This window comes from Thermomonas flagellata (genome assembly GCF_022419185.1).
Classification (GTDB): domain Bacteria; phylum Pseudomonadota; class Gammaproteobacteria; order Xanthomonadales; family Xanthomonadaceae; genus Thermomonas; species Thermomonas flagellata.
In genome coordinates this window covers 219554-236061 of sequence record NZ_JAJOZK010000003.1, presented here as the reverse complement: position 1 = coordinate 236061, position 16508 = coordinate 219554, and the positions used below count along the sequence as shown (strand labels likewise).

Sequence of the window (16508 nt, the reverse complement as noted above, 5' to 3'; positions counted from 1 at the left end):
GCATGAGCGCACCACTGGCGGAGGCCCCCGCGCGCGCCGCGCTGATCGGCAACGACATCGTCGTGCTCGGCGTGCTGGCGGTGGTGCTGGGCGCGATCTTCTGGACCGCGGCGCGCCCGTCCGGGTTCTGGGCGCGCTTCTACGCCTGGGTGCCGGCGCTGCTGCTGTGCTACCTGGTGCCGGCGCTGCTGAACAGCGCCGGCATCATCGACGGCCGCGGCTCGGCGCTCTACCCGGTGGCGCGCGACGTGCTGCTGCCCTCGGCGCTGGTGCTGCTGTGCATCGCGATCGACCTGCGCGCGGTGCTGCGGCTGGGACCGAAGGCGCTGGTGATGTTCTTCACCGGCACCCTCGGGGTGATGCTCGGCGCGGTGGTCGCGTTCCTGGCGATGCGCGCGATCCATCCGCAGACGGTGGCCGGCGACACCTGGCGCGGGATGACCACGGTCGCCGGCAGCTGGATCGGCGGCGGCGCCAACCAGGCGGCGATGAAGGAAGTGTTCGCGGTCGACCCGGACCTGTTCGGCCAGTTCGTCGCGGTGGACGTGCTGGTCGCCAACGTGTGGATGGCGGTACTGCTGTTCCTGGCCGCGCGCGCGCCGCGGGTGGATGCGTGGCTGCGCGCCGACACCCGCGCGATCGACGCGCTGCGCCAGCGCATGGCGGACTGGCAGGCCGCGCACGCGCGCGTCCCCGGCCTGCCCGACCTGATGCTGATCCTCGCGGTCGGGCTCGGCGCGACCGGGCTGGCGCACGCCCTCGCCGGGCCGCTGGTGGACTGGCTGAAGACGCTGCCGGCCGAATGGCGGCTACAGGACTACAGCCTGACCTCGGGCTTCTTCTGGATCACCCTCTTGGCCACCACCTTCGGCCTGCTGCTGAGCTTCACCCGCGCGCGCGCGCTGGAGGGCGCCGGCGCCTCGCGGATCGGCTCGGCCATGCTGTACCTGCTGGTTGCCACCATCGGCATGCAGATGGACCTGGGCGCGCTGCTGGAGCGGCCGTGGCTGTTCGCGATGGGGCTGATCTGGATCGCGGTGCACGGCGCGCTGCTGCTGGCGGTGGCGCGCCTGATCCGGGCGCCGCTGTTCTTCCTCGCGGTCGGCTCGCAGGCCAACATCGGCGGCGCCGCCTCCGCGCCGGTGGTGGCCAGTGCGTTCCACCCGGCGCTGGCCCCGGTCGGGGTGCTGCTGGCGGTGCTCGGCTACGCGCTCGGCACCTACGGGGCCTACCTCACCGGGCTGGCGCTGCGCGCGCTGGCCGCCTGAGCCGGGGCTACAGCCAGCGGATGCGCCTCAGGTAGGCGTACAGCAGCAGGCAGACCAGCGCCACGGTCGCGGTGAGGACGGCGTAGCTGTAGCGCCCGTGCAGCTCCGGCATGTGCTCGAAGTTCATGCCGTACCAGCTGGCGATCAGGGTCGGCGCGGCCAGCAGCCCGGCCCAGCCGGCCAGCTTCTTCACCACCTCGCCTTGGGCCACCGTCACCAGCGCGAGGTTGGTGTTCATCGCCGCGGCCACCATCTCGCGCAGGGTGTCGATGGTGTCGCCCTCGCGCGCGGCGTGGTCGTGGATGTCGCGGAAGTAGGGCTTGACCTCGTCCGGGATCGGGAACGCCGGCGCGCGCTTGAGCTGGGCCAGGATGTCCTGCATCGGCAGCACCGCCAGCCGCATCCGGGTCAGGTCCTTGCGCAGCCGGTACAGGCGCTGCAGGGTGGCGCGGCGGTAGCTCTCGGCGAACACGTCCTGCTCGAGGGTATCCAGCTCGTCCTCGAAGTCGGCCACGATCGGCTGGTAGTTGTCGACCACGAAGTCCAGCACCCCGTGCAGGGCGATGCTGGGGCCGAGCGCGAGCAGGGCCGGCTCGCGCTCCAGCCGCTGCCGCACCGGCGCATAGCTGAGCGAGGCGCCGTGGCGCACGGTGACCAGGTAGCGCGCGCCGGCGAAGATCTGGGTCTCGCCGAAGCGCACCTCGCCGTCGATCCGCTGCGCCGTGCGCACCGCGATGAACAGGCTCTGGCCGTAGGTCTCGAGCTTGGGCCGCTGGTGCGCCTTGTGCGCGTCCTCCACCGCCAGGTCGTGCAGGCCGAATTCCTCCTGCAGCAGGTCGAGCACCGCCTCCTCCGGCTCGTACAGGCCGACCCAGACGAAGCTGCCGTCGTCCTGCGCCAGCACGTCGCTGATCGCCTCCAGCGGGATGTCGCGGCGACGGCCTGCGCGGTCGTACACCGCGCAGTTGACGACCGCCTGGCGCTGGGCATGGCTCATGCTGGACATGCCCGCATCCTGCCGGTGGCGCGCGTCGCCATCAAGCCGCGCGCCGGGTCCACACCCGTGCCAGCGCGGCGTGGATCGGCAGCAGCAGCGCGATCCAGTGCCCGTTGCGCTGCGGGTACAGCTGCAGCCACAGCGGCAGGCAGGCCAGCAGCGCGAGCAGGGTCACCGCCACCAGCAGCGCGCGCATGCGCGGCGACGGCGGCCGCCCGCGCAGCAGCGCCCAGCCACCCGGCAGCAGCAGCAGGCACAGCGGGTCGAACAGCAGCAGGTTGCGGTTGGCCCACATCGCCTCATGGTCGGTGAAGGCCCAACCCAACAGCAGCACCAGCCCGAGCAGCCCGCAGGCGAACCAGAACGGCAGCGCCAGCGCCGCCAGCAGGCGCGGCCGCCGCGCGCCGAGGGCGAGGATGCCGGCGCCGGCCAGCAGCCCGGCCAGCAGCCACGGCCAGATCCGTGGGGCGGCGCCGGGCGGCTCCGGCGGCAGCCGCTGCGGCAGCAGCACCTGCTCGGACTGCACCAGCGGGCGGCCGTCCGCGCGGGGGGTCTCGCGCAGGCCTTCGGCCAGCCGGCTCGGGATGAAGGCCAGCTCCCAGCGCGACAGCGGGCGGTCGGCGCGCGGGCCGAGGCCGATGTCGAACGCCAGCCACATCCACGGCGCCGGCTCCGCCAGCCGCAGCGCCTCGCTGCGCCAGGTGTCGCCGCTGGAGCGGCCGATCAGGGTGCGCTGCAGCTGCCCGCCGAGGGCGCGGTCGAGCGCGTCGCGCACGCGCGTGCTGCAGTTGTCGCGGAAGTAGTCGTAGCGGTAGCGCGCGTTCTGCGGGCGCGCGTTGTCGGCCAGCGCAGCGGCCAGCGCGCGCGCCTGCGCCGGGTCGAGATCCAGCCATTGCACCTGCACCCCGCGCCCGACCTGCCGGTAGTAGTCCAGGTCCTCGGCCAGCGGCAGCGCGACCAGCCTGTAGCGCATGTCGCCGCGCAGGAAGCGGCCGAGGAAGCCGGGCTCGTCGAGGTCGAAGAACCCGAAGTTGTAGTTGGTGCGCGTGCCGGTGGCGGGGTCCTCGACCACGATCGCGTCGTGCCCGAAGCGCTCCCAGAAGACCTCGCCCGGCCCCATCGTCACCACTCCGATCCGCGGCGCCGGCACCGGCGCAGGCTCGGGCTGCAGGGCGACGATGGGCGCCGGCGCGGCCGGCTGCGCCCGTGCGGCCGGCCCCGGCAACAGCGCGGCGGCGAGCACGGCGAGCAGGGCCAGCACGGCGCCCGCGGCCGCGCGGCGCAGGCGCTCAGCGGTCGCCATCGACCCGCACGTGCAGGCTGCGCAGGCGGCGCGCGTCGGCGTCCGCGATGCGGAAGCGGAAGCGGCCGAGCGCGATTTCCTCGCCGGTTTCCGGCAGATGGCCGATGCGCGCGGTGAGCAGGCCGCCGATGGTGTCGGCCTCGTCCTCGTCGAAGTCGGCGTGGAAGCGCGCGTTGAAGTCGGCGACCGGGGTCAGCGCGTCGACCACGTAGGCGCCGTCGGCACGCGCGGCGATCCGCGCGGCCTCCTCCTCGCCGTCGTCGTGCTCGTCGTCGATCTCGCCGACGATCTGCTCGAGCACGTCCTCGATGGTGACCAGCCCGGCCACCCCGCCGTACTCGTCGATCACGATCGCCATGTGGTTGCGCGACTGCCGGAACTCGCGCAGCAGCACGTCCAGCTTCTTGGATTCGGGGATCAGCACCGCCGGGCGCAGCAGCTCGCGGATGCTGCCGGGGCCGTTGTCGGCCACCACTCCGCGCAGCAGGTCCTTGGCCAGCAGGATGCCGAGGATCTCGTCCTTGTCCTCGCCGTGCACCGGGAAGCGCGAATGGCCGGACTCGACCACCTGCCGCATCAGGTCGAGGAAGCGCCCGTCCACCGGCAGCGCCACCATCTGCGCGCGCGGCACCATCACGTCGGCGACGGTCAGGTCGGCGACCGCGATCGCGCCCTCCATCATGCGCAGGGTGTCCGGGCCGATCAGGCCGTCGGCCTGCACGTCGCGCAGCAGTTCGACCAGGTCCTCGCGGGTGGTAGGCTCGCCGGACAGGGCGGCGCCGATGCGGTCCAGCCAGGAGCGGCGCGGCTTGTCGGGGTGGCGTTCGGGGGCGGGCGCCTCGTGGCGACTGTCGTCCTCTGACATCGTGTGGGTCTGGCAGCGGTGCGCGGCGGATGCCGCCGGCGCAAGTCTAGCCGACCGCGGCGACCGGCCGTGAAGCGGAATGCGGGCCGGGCGGCTCAGCGGTACGGGTCGGGCAGGCCGAGCCCGGCCAGGATCTGCCGCTCCAGCTGCTCCATCGCCTCCGCCTCGCGCGGGTCCTGGTGGTCCCAGCCAAGCAGGTGCAACGCGCCGTGCACGGTCAGGTGGGCGTAATGCGCCGCCAGCGGCTTGCCCTGCTCCTTCGCCTCGCGGGCGATGACCGGCGCGCACAGCACCAGATCGCCCAGCAGCGGCAGGCGCAGCCCGGGCGGCAGCCCCGGCGGCAGCTCGGCCGGGAAGCTGAGCACGTTGGTGGCGTAGTCGCGGCCGCGGTAGTGGCGGTTGAGCGCGCGACCCTCGCGCGCGCCGACCAGCCGCAGGGCCAGATCGGCCTCGCGGATGCGGCCGTCGAGCGCGGCCGCCACCCACTTGCGGAAGCTGACCGCGGCCGGCAGGCCCTTGCGCGGCACCGCGTAGCCGACGCTGACCTCGAGCCGGACCGGGCCGCGGGTCATGCGCCGGCCCCGGGGCCGCTGGTGGCGTCGCGCGCGTCGCGCGCCTGGTAGGCGTCCACGATCCGCGCCACCAGCGGGTGGCGGACCACGTCGCGCGCCTCGAAGAAGGTGAAGCTCACGCCCTCCACCCCGCGCAGCACCTCGACCGCGTCCTTCAGCCCGGAGCGCACGCTGCGCGGCAGGTCGATCTGGGTCATGTCGCCGGTGATCACCGCAGTGCTGCCGAAGCCGAGCCGGGTCAGGAACATCTTCATCTGCTCGATGGTGGTGTTCTGCGCCTCGTCCAGGATCACGAACGCGTCGTTGAGCGTGCGCCCGCGCATGTAGGCCAGCGGGGCGATCTCGATCACCGACTTCTCCAGCAGGCGCGCGACCTTCTCCACCCCGAGCATCTCGTAGAGCGCGTCGTACAGCGGGCGCAGGTAGGGATCGACCTTCTGGCTGAGGTCGCCGGGCAAAAAGCCGAGCTTCTCGCCGGCCTCGACCGCCGGGCGCACCAGCACCACCCGTTGCACCCGCGACTGGTTCAGCGCCTCCACCGCCATCGCCACCGCCAAGTAGGTCTTGCCGGTGCCGGCCGGGCCGATCCCGAAGTTGATGTCGTGGGTGGCGATCGCATGCAGGTACTTGCGCTGGTTGTCGCCGCGCCCGCGCAGGGTGCCGCGCTTGACCCGGATCGCGACCTCCTGCGGCACGTACCCGCCGCCGGCCTCCGCCGGCTCGGCGTGCGCGCCCAGGCGCAGGTGGATGGCGTGCTCGTCCAGGGTCTCGTGCGCGGTCTCGGCGTACAGCCGGCGCAGCAGGCGCTCGCCGCGCTCGGCGCTGCGCGCGTCCGCGGCGCTGACCCGGAACACGTTGCCGCGGTTGGCGATCTCCACCCCCAGGCGCAGCTCGAGCAGGCGCAGGTGGGCGTCGAACGGGCCGGCCAGGTTGGCCAGGCGCTCGCTGTCGGCCGGCTCCAGGGTGAAGTCGCGGTGCGCGCTCATGCGCGCGCAGGGTAGCGCGCGCCGGTGGCCGCCGCCAGCGCGTTCAGGCGGCCTCGCGGGTCAGGACCCGGCCGCGCAGCGAGTTGCTGAGCGCGGCGGTGATCTCGACCGGCACGAACTGGCCGATCAGCCGCTTGGGCGCGGCGAAGTTCACCGAGCGCATGTTCTCGGTCTTGCCGGTCAGCTCGTCCGGGTTCTTCTTCGACGGGCCTTCCACCAGCACCGTCTGCACGCTGCCGACCATCGCCTCGGAGATGCGCCGCGCATGCCCGTTGATCGCCTCCTGCAGGCGCGCCAGGCGGTCGTGCTTGACCGCGTCCGGGACGTCGTCGGGCAGCTCGGCGGCGGGCGTGCCCGGGCGCCGCGAGTACATGAAGGAGAAGCTCTGGTCGAAGCCGACGTCCGCGATCAGCGCCAGGGTCTTCTCGAAGTCGGCCTCGGTCTCGCCGGGGAAACCGACGATGAAGTCGGAGCTGATCGAGATGTCCGGGCGCACCGCGCGCAGCTTGCGGATCTTCTGCTTGAACTCGAGCGCGGTATAGCCGCGCTTCATCGCGGCGAGCACGCGGTCGCTGCCGGACTGCACCGGCAGGTGCAGGTAGTTGGCCAGCTTGGGCACGTCGCGGTAGGCCTCCACCAGCGAGTCGCTGAACTCCAGCGGGTGCGAAGTGGTGAAGCGGATGCGGCCGATGCCGTCGATCTCGGCGATCGCGCGGATCAGCAGGGCCAGGTCGGCGGTCTCGCCCTCGCCCAGGCGGCCGCGGTAGGCGTTCACGTTCTGCCCGAGCAGGTTGACCTCGCGCACGCCCTGCGCGGCCAGCTGCGCGACCTCGACCAGCACGTCCTCGAACGGGCGGCTGACCTCCTCGCCGCGGGTGTAGGGCACCACGCAGAAGCTGCAGTACTTCGAGCAGCCCTCCATGATCGAGACGAACGCGGCCGGCCCCTCCGCGCGCGGCTCGGGCAGGCGGTCGAACTTCTCGATCTCCGGGAAGCGCACGTCCACCTGCGGCCGGCCGCTGGCGCGGCGGGCGCGGATCAGCTCCGGCAGGCGGTGCAGCGTCTGCGGGCCGAACACCAGGTCCACGAACGGTGCGCGCGCGAGCAGGCCCTCGCCCTCCTGGCTGGCCACGCAGCCGCCGACGCCGATCAACACCGGGCGGCCGTCCTGCTTGAGCTGGCGCCAGCGCCCGAGCAGGCTGAACACCTTCTCCTGCGCCTTCTCGCGGATCGAGCAGGTATTGACCAGCACCACGTCGGCCTCGGCCGGGTCGGCGGTCAGTTCCAGGCCCTCGTGCGCGGCCAACAGGTCGGCCATGCGCGCCGAGTCGTACTCGTTCATCTGGCAGCCGTGGGTCTCGATGAAGACCTTGCCGCGCGCGGGCGCGGCGGACGCGCCGCCGGGGGCGGGCAGGGGGGGCGTGGCGGACATGGCAGGCTCCGGGGGGGCGGCGGTGATTCCGCGCCGGGGCGCGCATTCTAGCCGCTGTGCGCGGCGGGCGTCGGCCGGGCGTGGCCCGCCGCTGGACCGCGGTCACGTCCCGGGAATCAAGGACTTGCGCGGCAATGCCGAACTGCTCAAGACTGCGCGCCATGAGGGGAGCCGCCTGCCTGACGCTGCTGCTGCTGTCGGCCACGGCCATGCCGGCGCTGGCCGGGCGGGTGTACCGCTGCGACGGCGGCGACGGTACCGTCGTATACGGCAGCAAGCGCGTGCCCGGCGCCAGCTGCCGGCTGGTCGGCAGCTATGCCCCGCCGCGCCGGCCGGCGCCGCGTCCGGCGGTCCCGGCGTCCGCCCCGGCGCTGGCCGCCGCGGCGTCCTCCGCGCCGGCGCCGGTGCCGGCCTCGACGCCACCGGCCCCGTCCCAGGGCGTGCCGGCATCGCCGCCGGCAGTGGCCGGCGCCGCCGCGCCGCGGCCGCCCGGGCCGCGCCTGGTGCGCGGGCAGGTCTATGCCTACGTCGATCGCAACGGCGTGCGCAACTACACCAGCACCCGCCCGACCGGGATCGCCGCCAGCGCGGTCCGCACCATCCACTACAGCTACATGGAGACCTGCTACGCCTGCGCGGCGCGGCCGGGGGTGGATTTTTCCAGCGTGCGCCTGAACACCACCGCCTACCAGGACGAGATCCGTGCCGCGGCGCGCGCGCACGGGGTCGAGGAGGCGGTAGTGCGCGCGATCATCCACGCCGAGTCCGCGTTCAACCCGCTGGCGCTGTCGCGGGTGGGCGCGCAGGGCCTGATGCAGCTGATGCCGGCCACCGCGCGCCGGTTCGGGGTCGGCGACCCGTTCGACGCCGGCCAGAACATCCAGGGCGGGGTGCAGTACCTGGCCTGGTTGCTGCGCCGCTACGGCGGCAACCTGACCCTGGCCGCGGCCGGCTACAACGCCGGCGAGGGTGCGGTCGACAAGTACAACGGGGTGCCGCCCTTCGACGAGACCCGCCGCTACGTGCAGCGGGTGGCGGTGCTGGCCGAGCGTTACCGCGGCGTACTGGGTTCCGGTGCCGGCGGCAATGCCGGATTGTCCGCCCGTTAAGCCTTCCGTTACACTTCGGCGTCTTTTGCCGCCAGCGACATGCCCGCGCGGGATGTGGCGGCCGGCGGATGCAGTCCGACAACCGTTTCGGAGTGGGGATGGCCAACGAAGAAGTCGACACCGGCCGCCGCAGGTTCCTGACCGCGACCACCGCCGTGGTCGGCGCGGTCGGGGCGGGGTTCGCGGCGGTGCCGTTCATCAAGTCCTGGAACCCGAGCGCGCGCGCGCGCTTCGCCGGCGCCCCGGTGACCCAGGACATCAGCGCGCTGGCCGAGGGCGCGCAGCTGGTGCTGAGCTGGCGCGGCCAGCCGATCTACATCGCGCGCCGCACCAAGGCCATGTTGGCGACCCTGCCGGAGATGGACCCGCTGCTGGCCGACCCCGACTCCAAGGCGTCCGAGCAGCCGCCCTATGCGCAGAACGAGTGGCGCTCGATCAAGCCGGACATCCTGGTGGTGATCGGGGTGTGCACCCACCTCGGCTGCGCGCCGGAGTTCAAGCCGGAGGTCAAGCCCGAGCCGTTCGACCCGAACTGGAAGGGCGGCTACTTCTGCCCCTGCCACAAGTCGCGCTACGACCTCGCCGGGCGGGTGTTCAAGGCGCAGCCGGCGCCGCTCAACCTGGCGATCCCGCCCTACCACTTCCAGAACGACACCACGGTGGTGATCGGTGTCGGCCCGAACGGAGCGGCCTGAGCCATGGCGAACCTGATCACCCGTACCGCCTGCAGCGTGATGGACTGGGTCAACGCGCGCGCGCCCGGCCTGGTGCCGATGTACCGCAAGCACATGAGCGAGTACTACGCGCCGAAGAACTTCAACCTCTGGTACTACTTCGGCTCGCTCGCCCTGCTGGTGCTGGTCAACCAGATCGTCACCGGCATCTTCCTGACGATGCACTACAACCCGTCCGCGGCGGGTGCGTTCGACTCGGTCGAATACATCATGCGCGACGTCGACTGGGGCTGGCTGATCCGCTACATGCACAGCACCGGCGCGTCGCTGTTCTTCATCGTGGTCTACCTGCACATGTTCCGCGGCCTGCTGTACGGCAGCTACCGCAAGCCGCGCGAGCTGGTCTGGCTGCTGGGCATGGTCATCTACCTGGTGCTGATGGCCGAGGCGTTCATGGGCTACGTGCTGCCCTGGGGCCAGATGTCGTACTGGGGCGCGAAGGTGATCATCTCGCTGTTCGGCGCGATCCCGGTGGTCGGCCCCGGCCTGACCGAGTGGATCATGGGCGACTACAACCCCGGCGACGCCACCCTCAACCGCTTCTTCGCCCTGCACGTGATCGCGCTGCCGCTGGTGCTGCTGCTGCTGGTCGTGCTGCACCTGGGCGCGCTGCACGAGGTCGGCTCCAACAACCCGGACGGGGTCGAGATCAAGAAGGGCCCGAAGGGCAACCGCTGGTCGCCGGACGCCCCGGCCGACGGCATCCCGTTCCACCCGTACTACACGGTCAAGGACCTGTTCGGGGCCGGCTTCTTCCTGATCCTGGCGGCCTTCATCATCTTCTTCGCCCCGACCTTCGGCGGCTGGTTCCTGGAGCACGACAACTTCACCCAGGCCAACCCGCTGGTCACCCCCGAGCACATCAAGCCGGTGTGGTACTTCACCCCGTACTACGCCATGTTGCGCGTGATCCCCTCGTTCTTCGGCATCAAGCTGTGGGGCGTGCTGGTGATGTTCGGCGCGATCGCGGTGCTGTTCCTGGTGCCGTGGCTGGACAAGGCGCCGGTCAAGTCCTACCGCTACCGCGGTTGGCTGAGCCGGGTCATGCTGCTGGTGTTCGTGGTCAGCTTCCTGTGGCTGGGCAAGATCGGCGCCGGCCCCGGCACCGACCCGGTGGAGACCATCATCGGCCGCGTGCTGACCTTCCTGTACTTCGCCTTCTTCATCACCATGCCGGTGTGGACCAAGCTGGATCGGGCCAGGCCGGTGCCGGAACGGGTGACGCTGCATGACTGAGCTGCCTCCGACTCCGCGGGCCTGGCTGTCCCGCGCCGCCGCCCTGCTCGCCGGGCTGCTGCTGTCCACCGCCGCGCTCGCCTCCGGTGGCGAGGGCGGGTTGCAGCATGCCGGTACCGACCTTGGCGACCGCGCCTCGCTGCAGCGCGGCGCCGCGCTGTTCATGAACTACTGCAGCGGCTGCCACTCGCTGAAGTACCTGCGTTACGCGCGCATGGCCCAGGACCTCGGCCTGACCGAGGCGGAGGTCAAGGCCAACCTCGACTTCACCGGCGCCAAGTTCGGCGACCACATCCTCTCGCCGATGCCCCCCGAACTCGGCCAGGCCGCGTTCGGCAAGGCGCCGCCGGACCTGTCACTGATCGCGCGGGTGCGCGGCGGCGACTGGATCTACACCTACCTGAAGTCGTTCTACCTCGATGCCAGCCGCCCGGTCGGCTGGAACAACCGGCTGTTCCCGAACGCCTCGATGCCGAACCCGCTGTGGACGCTGCAGGGCGTGCAGCAGCCGGTCTACGGCGCCGCCGACGCCACCGGCGAGCGCCTGGTCGAGGGCTTCAGCATCAGCCAGAAGGGCAGCCAGACGCCGCAGCAGTTCGACCGCACGGTGCGCGACATCACCGCGTTCCTGGAATACGCGGGCGAGCCGGCGGCGCTCAAGCGGCCCGGGATCGGGGTGTGGGTGGTGCTGTTCCTCGCCTTCTTCACGTTCCTGGCGTGGCTGCTCAAGCGCGAATACTGGCGCGACGTGCATTGACGATGCCCATCTGCGCGGCGCCGGGAACGATGCGAATCAGCCGCCCGCATGGGGCGGGCGGCGCGGGTGCATCCGGCGCGCGCCGGATGCGGGAGTGCTGCAGATGATGGCTGTGAGTACGCGCATGCGCAATGCACTGACGCTGTTTTCCGCGGTCGACGACGTGCTGTGCCACCGCGTCCGCCTGGTGCTGGCGGCCAAGGGCGTGACCTACGACATGATCCCGGTGGACCCGCAGAACCCGCCCGAGGATCTGATGGATCTGAACCCGTACCACTCGGTGCCGACCCTGGTCGAGCGCGACCTGGTGCTGTACGCGGCCAGCGTGGTCAGCGAATACCTCGACGAGCGTTACCCGCATCCGCCGCTGATGCCGGTCGACCCGCTCTCGCGCGCGCGCCTGCGCCTGGCGATGCTGCGCATCGAGCACGACTGGGTGCCGCAGGTGCAGGCGATCCAGCTCGGCAACAAGCAGCAGGCCGAGGCCGGGCGCAAGCGCCTGAAGGAGCTGTTGACCGCCGCGCTGCCGCTGTTCAAGGCCAGCAAGTTCTTCCTCAACCCGGAGATGAGCCTGGCCGACTGCGCGATGGCGCCGATCATCTGGCGGCTGGACGCGCTCGGGGTCGGCCTGCCGAAGGACGGCAAGGCGATCGAGGACTACGGCAACCGCATCTTCCGCAACCCCGGCTTCACCCGCAGCCTGACCGAGCAGGAGAAGCAGCTGCGCGAGATCCCGGCCTGAGCCGCGCATGACCGCCGCCGTGCCGCCGCCGATGACCAGCCAGCGCCCGTACCTGCTGCGCGCGCTGTACGAGTGGATCGTGGACAACGGCATGACCCCGTACGTGCTGGTGGACGCCACCCGCCCCGGCGTGCGGGTGCCGGCGCATGCGGTGCAGGACGGGCGGATCGTGCTCAACATCGCCGAGCGCGCGGTCGCCCACCTGCAGATGGAGGACGACGCGCTGCGCTTCACCGCCCGCTTCGGCGGGGTCAGCCAGGCGGTGGTGGTGCCGGTCGCGGCGGTGGTCGCGATCTACGCGCGCGAGACCGGGCAGGGCATGGCCTTGCCGGAGGATCCGCGGGTACCGCCGGTGGACGTGGATCCGGAACCGGCGCCGGAACCCGAGGGGCTCGGGGCGCTGCGTGCGGATTACGGTACGGAGGACACCGACGCCGACAGCGGTCCCGGCGACGACGACCGCCCGCCGCCGCGGCGCGGCCACCTGCGGGTGGTGAAGTAAGGCGCGGGCGCGCGCCGCTCAGGGCTCCGCCGCGGCCGGGAACCGCCGCACCACCGCCTGCGCCGCGCGGGTCGGCCCGGAGAACCCGACCAGGGTGTCGCCGAGCAGCACCATCCGCCCGACGTGGCGGTCCTGGCCGTCCTCGGAGTACTCGAAGCGGAAGGTGCGCTCGATCCCGAGCCAGCCGTCCGCGCGCCGGCGCAGGCGCATGCCGGTGGCGTGCACGGATTGGTCCAGCCACTGCACCCCGGCCGCGGCGCAGGCATCGCGGCCGATCTGCGCGGCGCGTTCGGCGGCCGCGCGCGCCGCGGTGAAAAAGAAGAACCCGGCGGCGCCGAGCAGCATCAGCAGCAAGAAGGTTTCCATCGCGGCTATGGTCGCCAGCGCCGCCCCCTGGTGCAAGCCGCGCGGCGTCCGCGCGGCGCGCGCGGGTGGGCCGGATGCGCCGGATGGCGTTCGCGCGCGGGGGGCGGCGCGCTCAGCCCGGCGCCGGGCCCAGCTTCATCGAGAAGTCGATCGCGTGCACGTGCTTGGTCAGGGCGCCGATGGAGATGCAGTCCACCCCGTCCTCGGCGATCGCGCGCACGCCGGCCAGGTCGACCCCGCCGGACACCTCCAGCGGGATGCGGCCGTGGTAGGGCGCGCCCTTGGCGATCCGCACGGCCTCGCGGCGCATGGCCGGGTCGAAGTCGTCCACCAGCACCCGCGTGCAGCCGGCGTCCAGCGCCTGCCGCAGTTCGTCCAAAGTCTCCACCTCGACGATCAGCGGCAGGCCGGGCTGGGCCGCGCGCGCGGCGGCGATGGCCTGCGCCACCGCGCCGAACGCACGGATGTGGTTCTCCTTGAGCATCACCGCGTCGTACAGGCCGATCCGGTGGTTCTCGCCGCCGCCGGCGCGGACCGCGTACTTTTGCGCCAGGCGCAGGCCGGGCAGGGTCTTGCGGGTGTCGAGGATGCGCGCGCCGGTGCCGCGCACCGCCTGCACGTAGCGCGCGGTGGTGGTGGCGGTGCCGCTCAGGGTCTGCACGAAGTTGAGCGCGGCGCGCTCGGCGCTGACCAGCGCGCGCGCGCGGCCGTGCAGGACGGCCACCACCGTGCCGGCTGCCACCCGGTCGCCGTCGGCATGCCGCCACGCGATCCGTACCTGCGGGTCGAGCGCGCGGTGGCAGGCTTCGAACCAGGCTTGGCCGGCCAGCACGCACGGCTCCTTGCACAGCAGGTAGGCCTGCTCGGGGCGATCCGGCAGCAGCGCCGCGGTGACGTCGCCGGTGCCGAGGTCCTCGGCCAGCGCGCGCGCGGCGTCGGCGGCGACCGCGTCCGCGGCCGGCGCGGGCAGCGGGGCGTTCATGCGCCGGGGAAGCCGTCCACCTGCGCGGTGGCGATCGCCTCCTCCACCAGCAGCACCGGGATGCCGTCGTCGATCCGGTAGACCGTGCGGCGGTCGCGGGTGACCAGCGCCGCGGCCAGCGGCGCCGCCTGCGCGCTGCCGTCCGCGCGCTGCACCCGGCCGGCGGCGATCGCGCGGTTGAGCGCGGCCAGTGCGTCCGCCTCCAGCAGCGCCAGCGGCTGGTGGGTGGCGGGGCAGACCAGCAGGTCGAGCAGGGTGCGGTCCATTCGGGATGCCGGGCAGTGGAGCGGGGCGGCTAGAATAGCGCCTCCTTGGCTGGCAGCTTGCGCGTGGAGGCGGCGATGGCGATCGGGCAGGACGGCGCGCCGCAGGTCGGCATCGTGATGGGCTCGCGCTCCGACTGGGAGACCATGCAGCACGCCGCGGCGCGGCTGGAGGCCCTGGGCGTGGCGCACGAGGTACAGGTGGTGTCCGCGCACCGCACCCCGGACGCGATGTTCGCCTATGCCGAGCAGGCCGCCGCGCGCGGGCTGCGCGCGATCATCGCGGGCGCCGGCGGCGCTGCCCACCTGCCGGGGATGCTGGCGGCCAAGACCGCGCTGCCGGTGCTCGGCGTGCCGGTGCAGAGCAAAGCCCTCAACGGCCTGGACTCGCTGCTGTCGATCGTGCAGATGCCGGCCGGGATCCCCGTGGCCACCTTCGCCATCGGCCAGGCCGGCGCCGCCAACGCGGCGCTGTTCGCGGCGGCGCTGCTGGCCACCACCGACCCGGCGCTCGCCGCGCGCCTGGCCGCGTTCCGCGCGCGCCAGACCGAGGACGTGCTGGCGCACGCCGACCCGCGCGCATGACCACGGTCGGCATCCTCGGCGGCGGGCAGCTGGCGCGGATGCTGGCGCTGGCGGGGGCGCCGCTCGGGCTGCGGTTTTTGGTGCTCGACAGCGCCGCCGACGCCTGCGCTGGCCAGTTCGCGCCGATGGTGGTCGGCGACTACACCGATCCGGCCGCGCTCGCCGACTTCGCCGCGCGGATCGACGTGGCGACCTTCGATTTCGAGAATGTGCCGGCGGAATCGGCGCAATGGCTCACCGGCCAGGTGCCGGTGTTCCCGAATCCGCGTGCGCTCGCCGTGGCCCAGGACCGGCTGGCCGAGAAGACCCTGTTCCGCGAACTGGGCATCCCGGTGCCGCCGTTCGCGGACGTGCCCGACCGTGCCGCGCTGGATGCCGCGGTGGCCGCGCTCGGCACGCCCTGCATCCTCAAGACGCGCCGGCTGGGCTACGACGGCAAGGGCCAGTTCCGGATCAAGACCCCGGCCGACGTAGACGCTGCTTGGGATGCCCTGGGCGCGCAGGCGGCGACGGTGGGGCTGATCCTCGAGGGCTTCGTCGCCTTCCAGCGCGAGCTGTCGGTGCTGGCCGTGCGCGGCCGCGACGGGCAGTTCCGCGCCTGGCCGCTGACCGAGAACTGGCACGTCGAGGGCGTGCTCTCGGCCAGCCTGGCGCCCGCGCCGGTGGACGCGGCGCTGGAGGCAGCCGCGCTGGCGCATGCGCGCACGCTGGCCGAGGCGCTGGGCTACGTCGGCGTGTTCGCGCTGGAGCTGTTCTGCCGCGACGGCGCGCTGCTGGCCAACGAGATGGCCCCGCGCGTGCACAACTCCGGGCACTGGACGATCGAAGGCAGCGAGACCAGCCAGTTCCAGAACCACCTGCGCGCGGTGCTGGGCCTGCCGCTGGGCGACACCCGCATGCGCGGCCACGCCTGCATGCTCAACTGGGTCGGCACGCTGCCGGATCCGCGGCCGGTGCTGGCCGAGCCCGGCGGGCACTGGCACGACTATGGCAAGCCGCCGCGTGCGGGGCGCAAGGTCGGCCATGCCACCGTGCGCGCCGACAGCCCGCAGGAACTGGCGGCGGCGCTGCGGCGCATCGGCGACGCGCTGGGCCGGCAGGCGCAGGTGGCGCCGGTGCTGGCGCGGCTGACCGACGCGGATTCCGGCGAGCGTGCGGCCTGACACGGCGACGGCCGGGAGGTCCCGGCCGTCGGCAGGCATCCGCAGGTGCGCAGGTCAGCGCATCTGCGCGGCCACGAAGTCCCAGTTCACCAGCTTCCAGAACGCCTCCAGGTACTTCGGGCGCAGGTTGCGGTAGTCGATGTAGTAGGCGTGTTCCCACACGTCGCAGGTCAGCAGCGGGGTGTCCTCGCCGGTCAGCGGGGTGCCGGCGTTGGAGGTGCTGGCCAGCGCCAGGCGGCCGTCCGGGCGCTGCACCAGCCAGCCCCAGCCGGAGCCGAAGGTGCCGATCGCGGTCTTGGTGAAGTCCTCCTGGAACTTCTCGAAGCTGCCGAACGCGGCGTCGATCGCCTCGGCCAGGCGCCCGCCCGGGCGGCCGCCGCCGCTGGGCGAGAGGCAATGCCAGTAGAAGGTGTGGTTCCACACCTGGGCGGCGTTGTTGAACACCGCGCCCTGCGAGGTGCGCACGATCTCCTCCAGCGGGGTGTCGGCGTACTCGGTGCCTTCGATCAGCTTGTTGAGGTTGTCCACGTAGGCCTTGTGGTGCTTGCCGTAGTGGTAGTCGAGGGTCTCCGCGGAGATGTGCGGCTCCAGGGCGGTGCGGTCGTAGGGCAGGGGGGGCAGTTCGATGGCCACGGTCTGGCTCCTG

At 72.6% G+C, this 16508-nt stretch carries 19 protein-coding genes; 9 read left to right on the top strand and 10 right to left on the bottom strand.

Features of this window, described 5'->3' with window-relative positions:
- Positions 1–2: 2 nt before the first annotated feature.
- The gene (locus ML340_RS04610; protein WP_240097121.1) at positions 3–1268 is read left to right on the top strand and encodes a DUF819 family protein; all 1266 of its coding nucleotides are present in this window, start codon (positions 3–5) and stop codon (positions 1266–1268) included.
- A 7-nt stretch (positions 1269–1275) separates the two neighbouring features.
- On the opposite strand, the gene ML340_RS04605 is transcribed toward ML340_RS04610, so the two are convergent.
- From ML340_RS04605 to miaB, 6 genes are all read right to left on the bottom strand, one after another.
- Entirely contained in the window at positions 1276–2274 is a 999-nt protein-coding gene (locus ML340_RS04605; RefSeq protein WP_240097119.1) for a magnesium and cobalt transport protein CorA, read from the bottom strand.
- 31 nt (positions 2275–2305) lie between these two features.
- Positions 2306–3568 (bottom strand): lipoprotein N-acyltransferase Lnb domain-containing protein, encoded by a 1263-nt coding sequence (locus ML340_RS04600; protein ID WP_240097117.1) that lies wholly within the window; start codon positions 3566–3568, stop codon positions 2306–2308.
- Complete coding sequence (locus tag ML340_RS04595) at positions 3555–4433, bottom strand: CorC family transporter (RefSeq protein WP_240097115.1); 879 nt, start codon at positions 4431–4433, stop codon at positions 3555–3557. Before ML340_RS04595 ends, ML340_RS04600 begins: the two co-directional genes overlap by 14 nt.
- Before the next feature lie 95 nt (positions 4434–4528).
- Positions 4529–5005, bottom strand: coding sequence for an rRNA maturation RNase YbeY (gene ybeY, locus ML340_RS04590; RefSeq protein ID WP_240097113.1), 477 nt, complete (start codon positions 5003–5005; stop codon positions 4529–4531).
- Positions 5002–5991, bottom strand: a complete 990-nt coding sequence (locus ML340_RS04585; protein ID WP_240097111.1) for a PhoH family protein — start codon at positions 5989–5991, stop codon at positions 5002–5004. The genes ybeY and ML340_RS04585 overlap by 4 nt, the downstream gene beginning before the upstream one ends.
- Before the next feature lie 43 nt (positions 5992–6034).
- Positions 6035–7423: a tRNA (N6-isopentenyl adenosine(37)-C2)-methylthiotransferase MiaB gene (gene miaB / locus ML340_RS04580; protein ID WP_240097109.1), complete on the bottom strand. Its 1389-nt coding sequence runs from the start codon at positions 7421–7423 to the stop codon at positions 6035–6037.
- Positions 7424–7584: 161 nt separating this feature from the next.
- Between miaB and ML340_RS04575 the strand changes: the two genes are divergently transcribed.
- From ML340_RS04575 to ML340_RS04550, 6 genes are all read left to right on the top strand, one after another.
- On the top strand, positions 7585–8532 hold the full coding sequence (locus tag ML340_RS04575) for a lytic transglycosylase domain-containing protein (protein WP_240097107.1): 948 nt from the start codon (positions 7585–7587) through the stop codon (positions 8530–8532).
- A gap of 98 nt (positions 8533–8630) precedes the next feature.
- Complete coding sequence (gene petA / locus ML340_RS04570) at positions 8631–9227, top strand: ubiquinol-cytochrome c reductase iron-sulfur subunit (RefSeq protein ID WP_240097105.1); 597 nt, start codon at positions 8631–8633, stop codon at positions 9225–9227.
- A 3-nt stretch (positions 9228–9230) separates the two neighbouring features.
- Positions 9231–10502 carry a cytochrome b gene (locus ML340_RS04565; protein ID WP_240097103.1) on the top strand — a complete coding sequence of 424 codons (1272 nt, stop codon included), beginning with the start codon at positions 9231–9233 and terminating at the stop codon, positions 10500–10502.
- Positions 10495–11259, top strand: coding sequence for a cytochrome c1 (locus tag ML340_RS04560; protein WP_240097101.1), 765 nt, complete (start codon positions 10495–10497; stop codon positions 11257–11259). The genes ML340_RS04565 and ML340_RS04560 overlap by 8 nt, the downstream gene beginning before the upstream one ends.
- A 106-nt stretch (positions 11260–11365) precedes the next feature.
- Positions 11366–12001: a glutathione S-transferase N-terminal domain-containing protein gene (locus ML340_RS04555; protein ID WP_240097099.1), complete on the top strand. Its 636-nt coding sequence runs from the start codon at positions 11366–11368 to the stop codon at positions 11999–12001.
- A gap of 7 nt (positions 12002–12008) precedes the next feature.
- Entirely contained in the window at positions 12009–12503 is a 495-nt protein-coding gene (locus tag ML340_RS04550) for a ClpXP protease specificity-enhancing factor (RefSeq protein WP_338064409.1), read from the top strand.
- A gap of 18 nt (positions 12504–12521) precedes the next feature.
- Here the strand turns inward: ML340_RS04550 and ML340_RS04545 are convergent, their stop codons facing one another.
- The 3 genes from ML340_RS04545 to ML340_RS04535 form a co-directional block, all read right to left on the bottom strand.
- On the bottom strand, positions 12522–12869 hold the full coding sequence (locus ML340_RS04545; protein WP_240097097.1) for a DUF3301 domain-containing protein: 348 nt from the start codon (positions 12867–12869) through the stop codon (positions 12522–12524).
- Between the two features lie 112 nt (positions 12870–12981).
- On the bottom strand, positions 12982–13851 hold the full coding sequence (gene nadC, locus ML340_RS04540) for a carboxylating nicotinate-nucleotide diphosphorylase (protein ID WP_240097095.1): 870 nt from the start codon (positions 13849–13851) through the stop codon (positions 12982–12984).
- Positions 13848–14117, bottom strand: a complete 270-nt coding sequence (locus ML340_RS04535) for a Trm112 family protein (protein WP_240097093.1) — start codon at positions 14115–14117, stop codon at positions 13848–13850. The genes nadC and ML340_RS04535 overlap by 4 nt, the downstream gene beginning before the upstream one ends.
- Before the next feature lie 75 nt (positions 14118–14192).
- Between ML340_RS04535 and purE the strand changes: the two genes are divergently transcribed.
- Together purE and ML340_RS04525 are read left to right on the top strand one after the other, a co-directional pair.
- The gene (purE, locus tag ML340_RS04530) at positions 14193–14699 is read left to right on the top strand and encodes a 5-(carboxyamino)imidazole ribonucleotide mutase (RefSeq protein ID WP_240097220.1); all 507 of its coding nucleotides are present in this window, start codon (positions 14193–14195) and stop codon (positions 14697–14699) included.
- Complete coding sequence (locus tag ML340_RS04525) at positions 14696–15862, top strand: 5-(carboxyamino)imidazole ribonucleotide synthase (RefSeq protein WP_240097091.1); 1167 nt, start codon at positions 14696–14698, stop codon at positions 15860–15862. The genes purE and ML340_RS04525 overlap by 4 nt, the downstream gene beginning before the upstream one ends.
- 54 nt (positions 15863–15916) lie before the next feature.
- Here ML340_RS04525 and ML340_RS04520 read toward each other — a convergent pair whose 3' ends face one another.
- Positions 15917–16495, bottom strand: coding sequence for a superoxide dismutase (locus ML340_RS04520; RefSeq protein ID WP_240097089.1), 579 nt, complete (start codon positions 16493–16495; stop codon positions 15917–15919).
- Positions 16496–16508 lie beyond the last annotated feature (13 nt).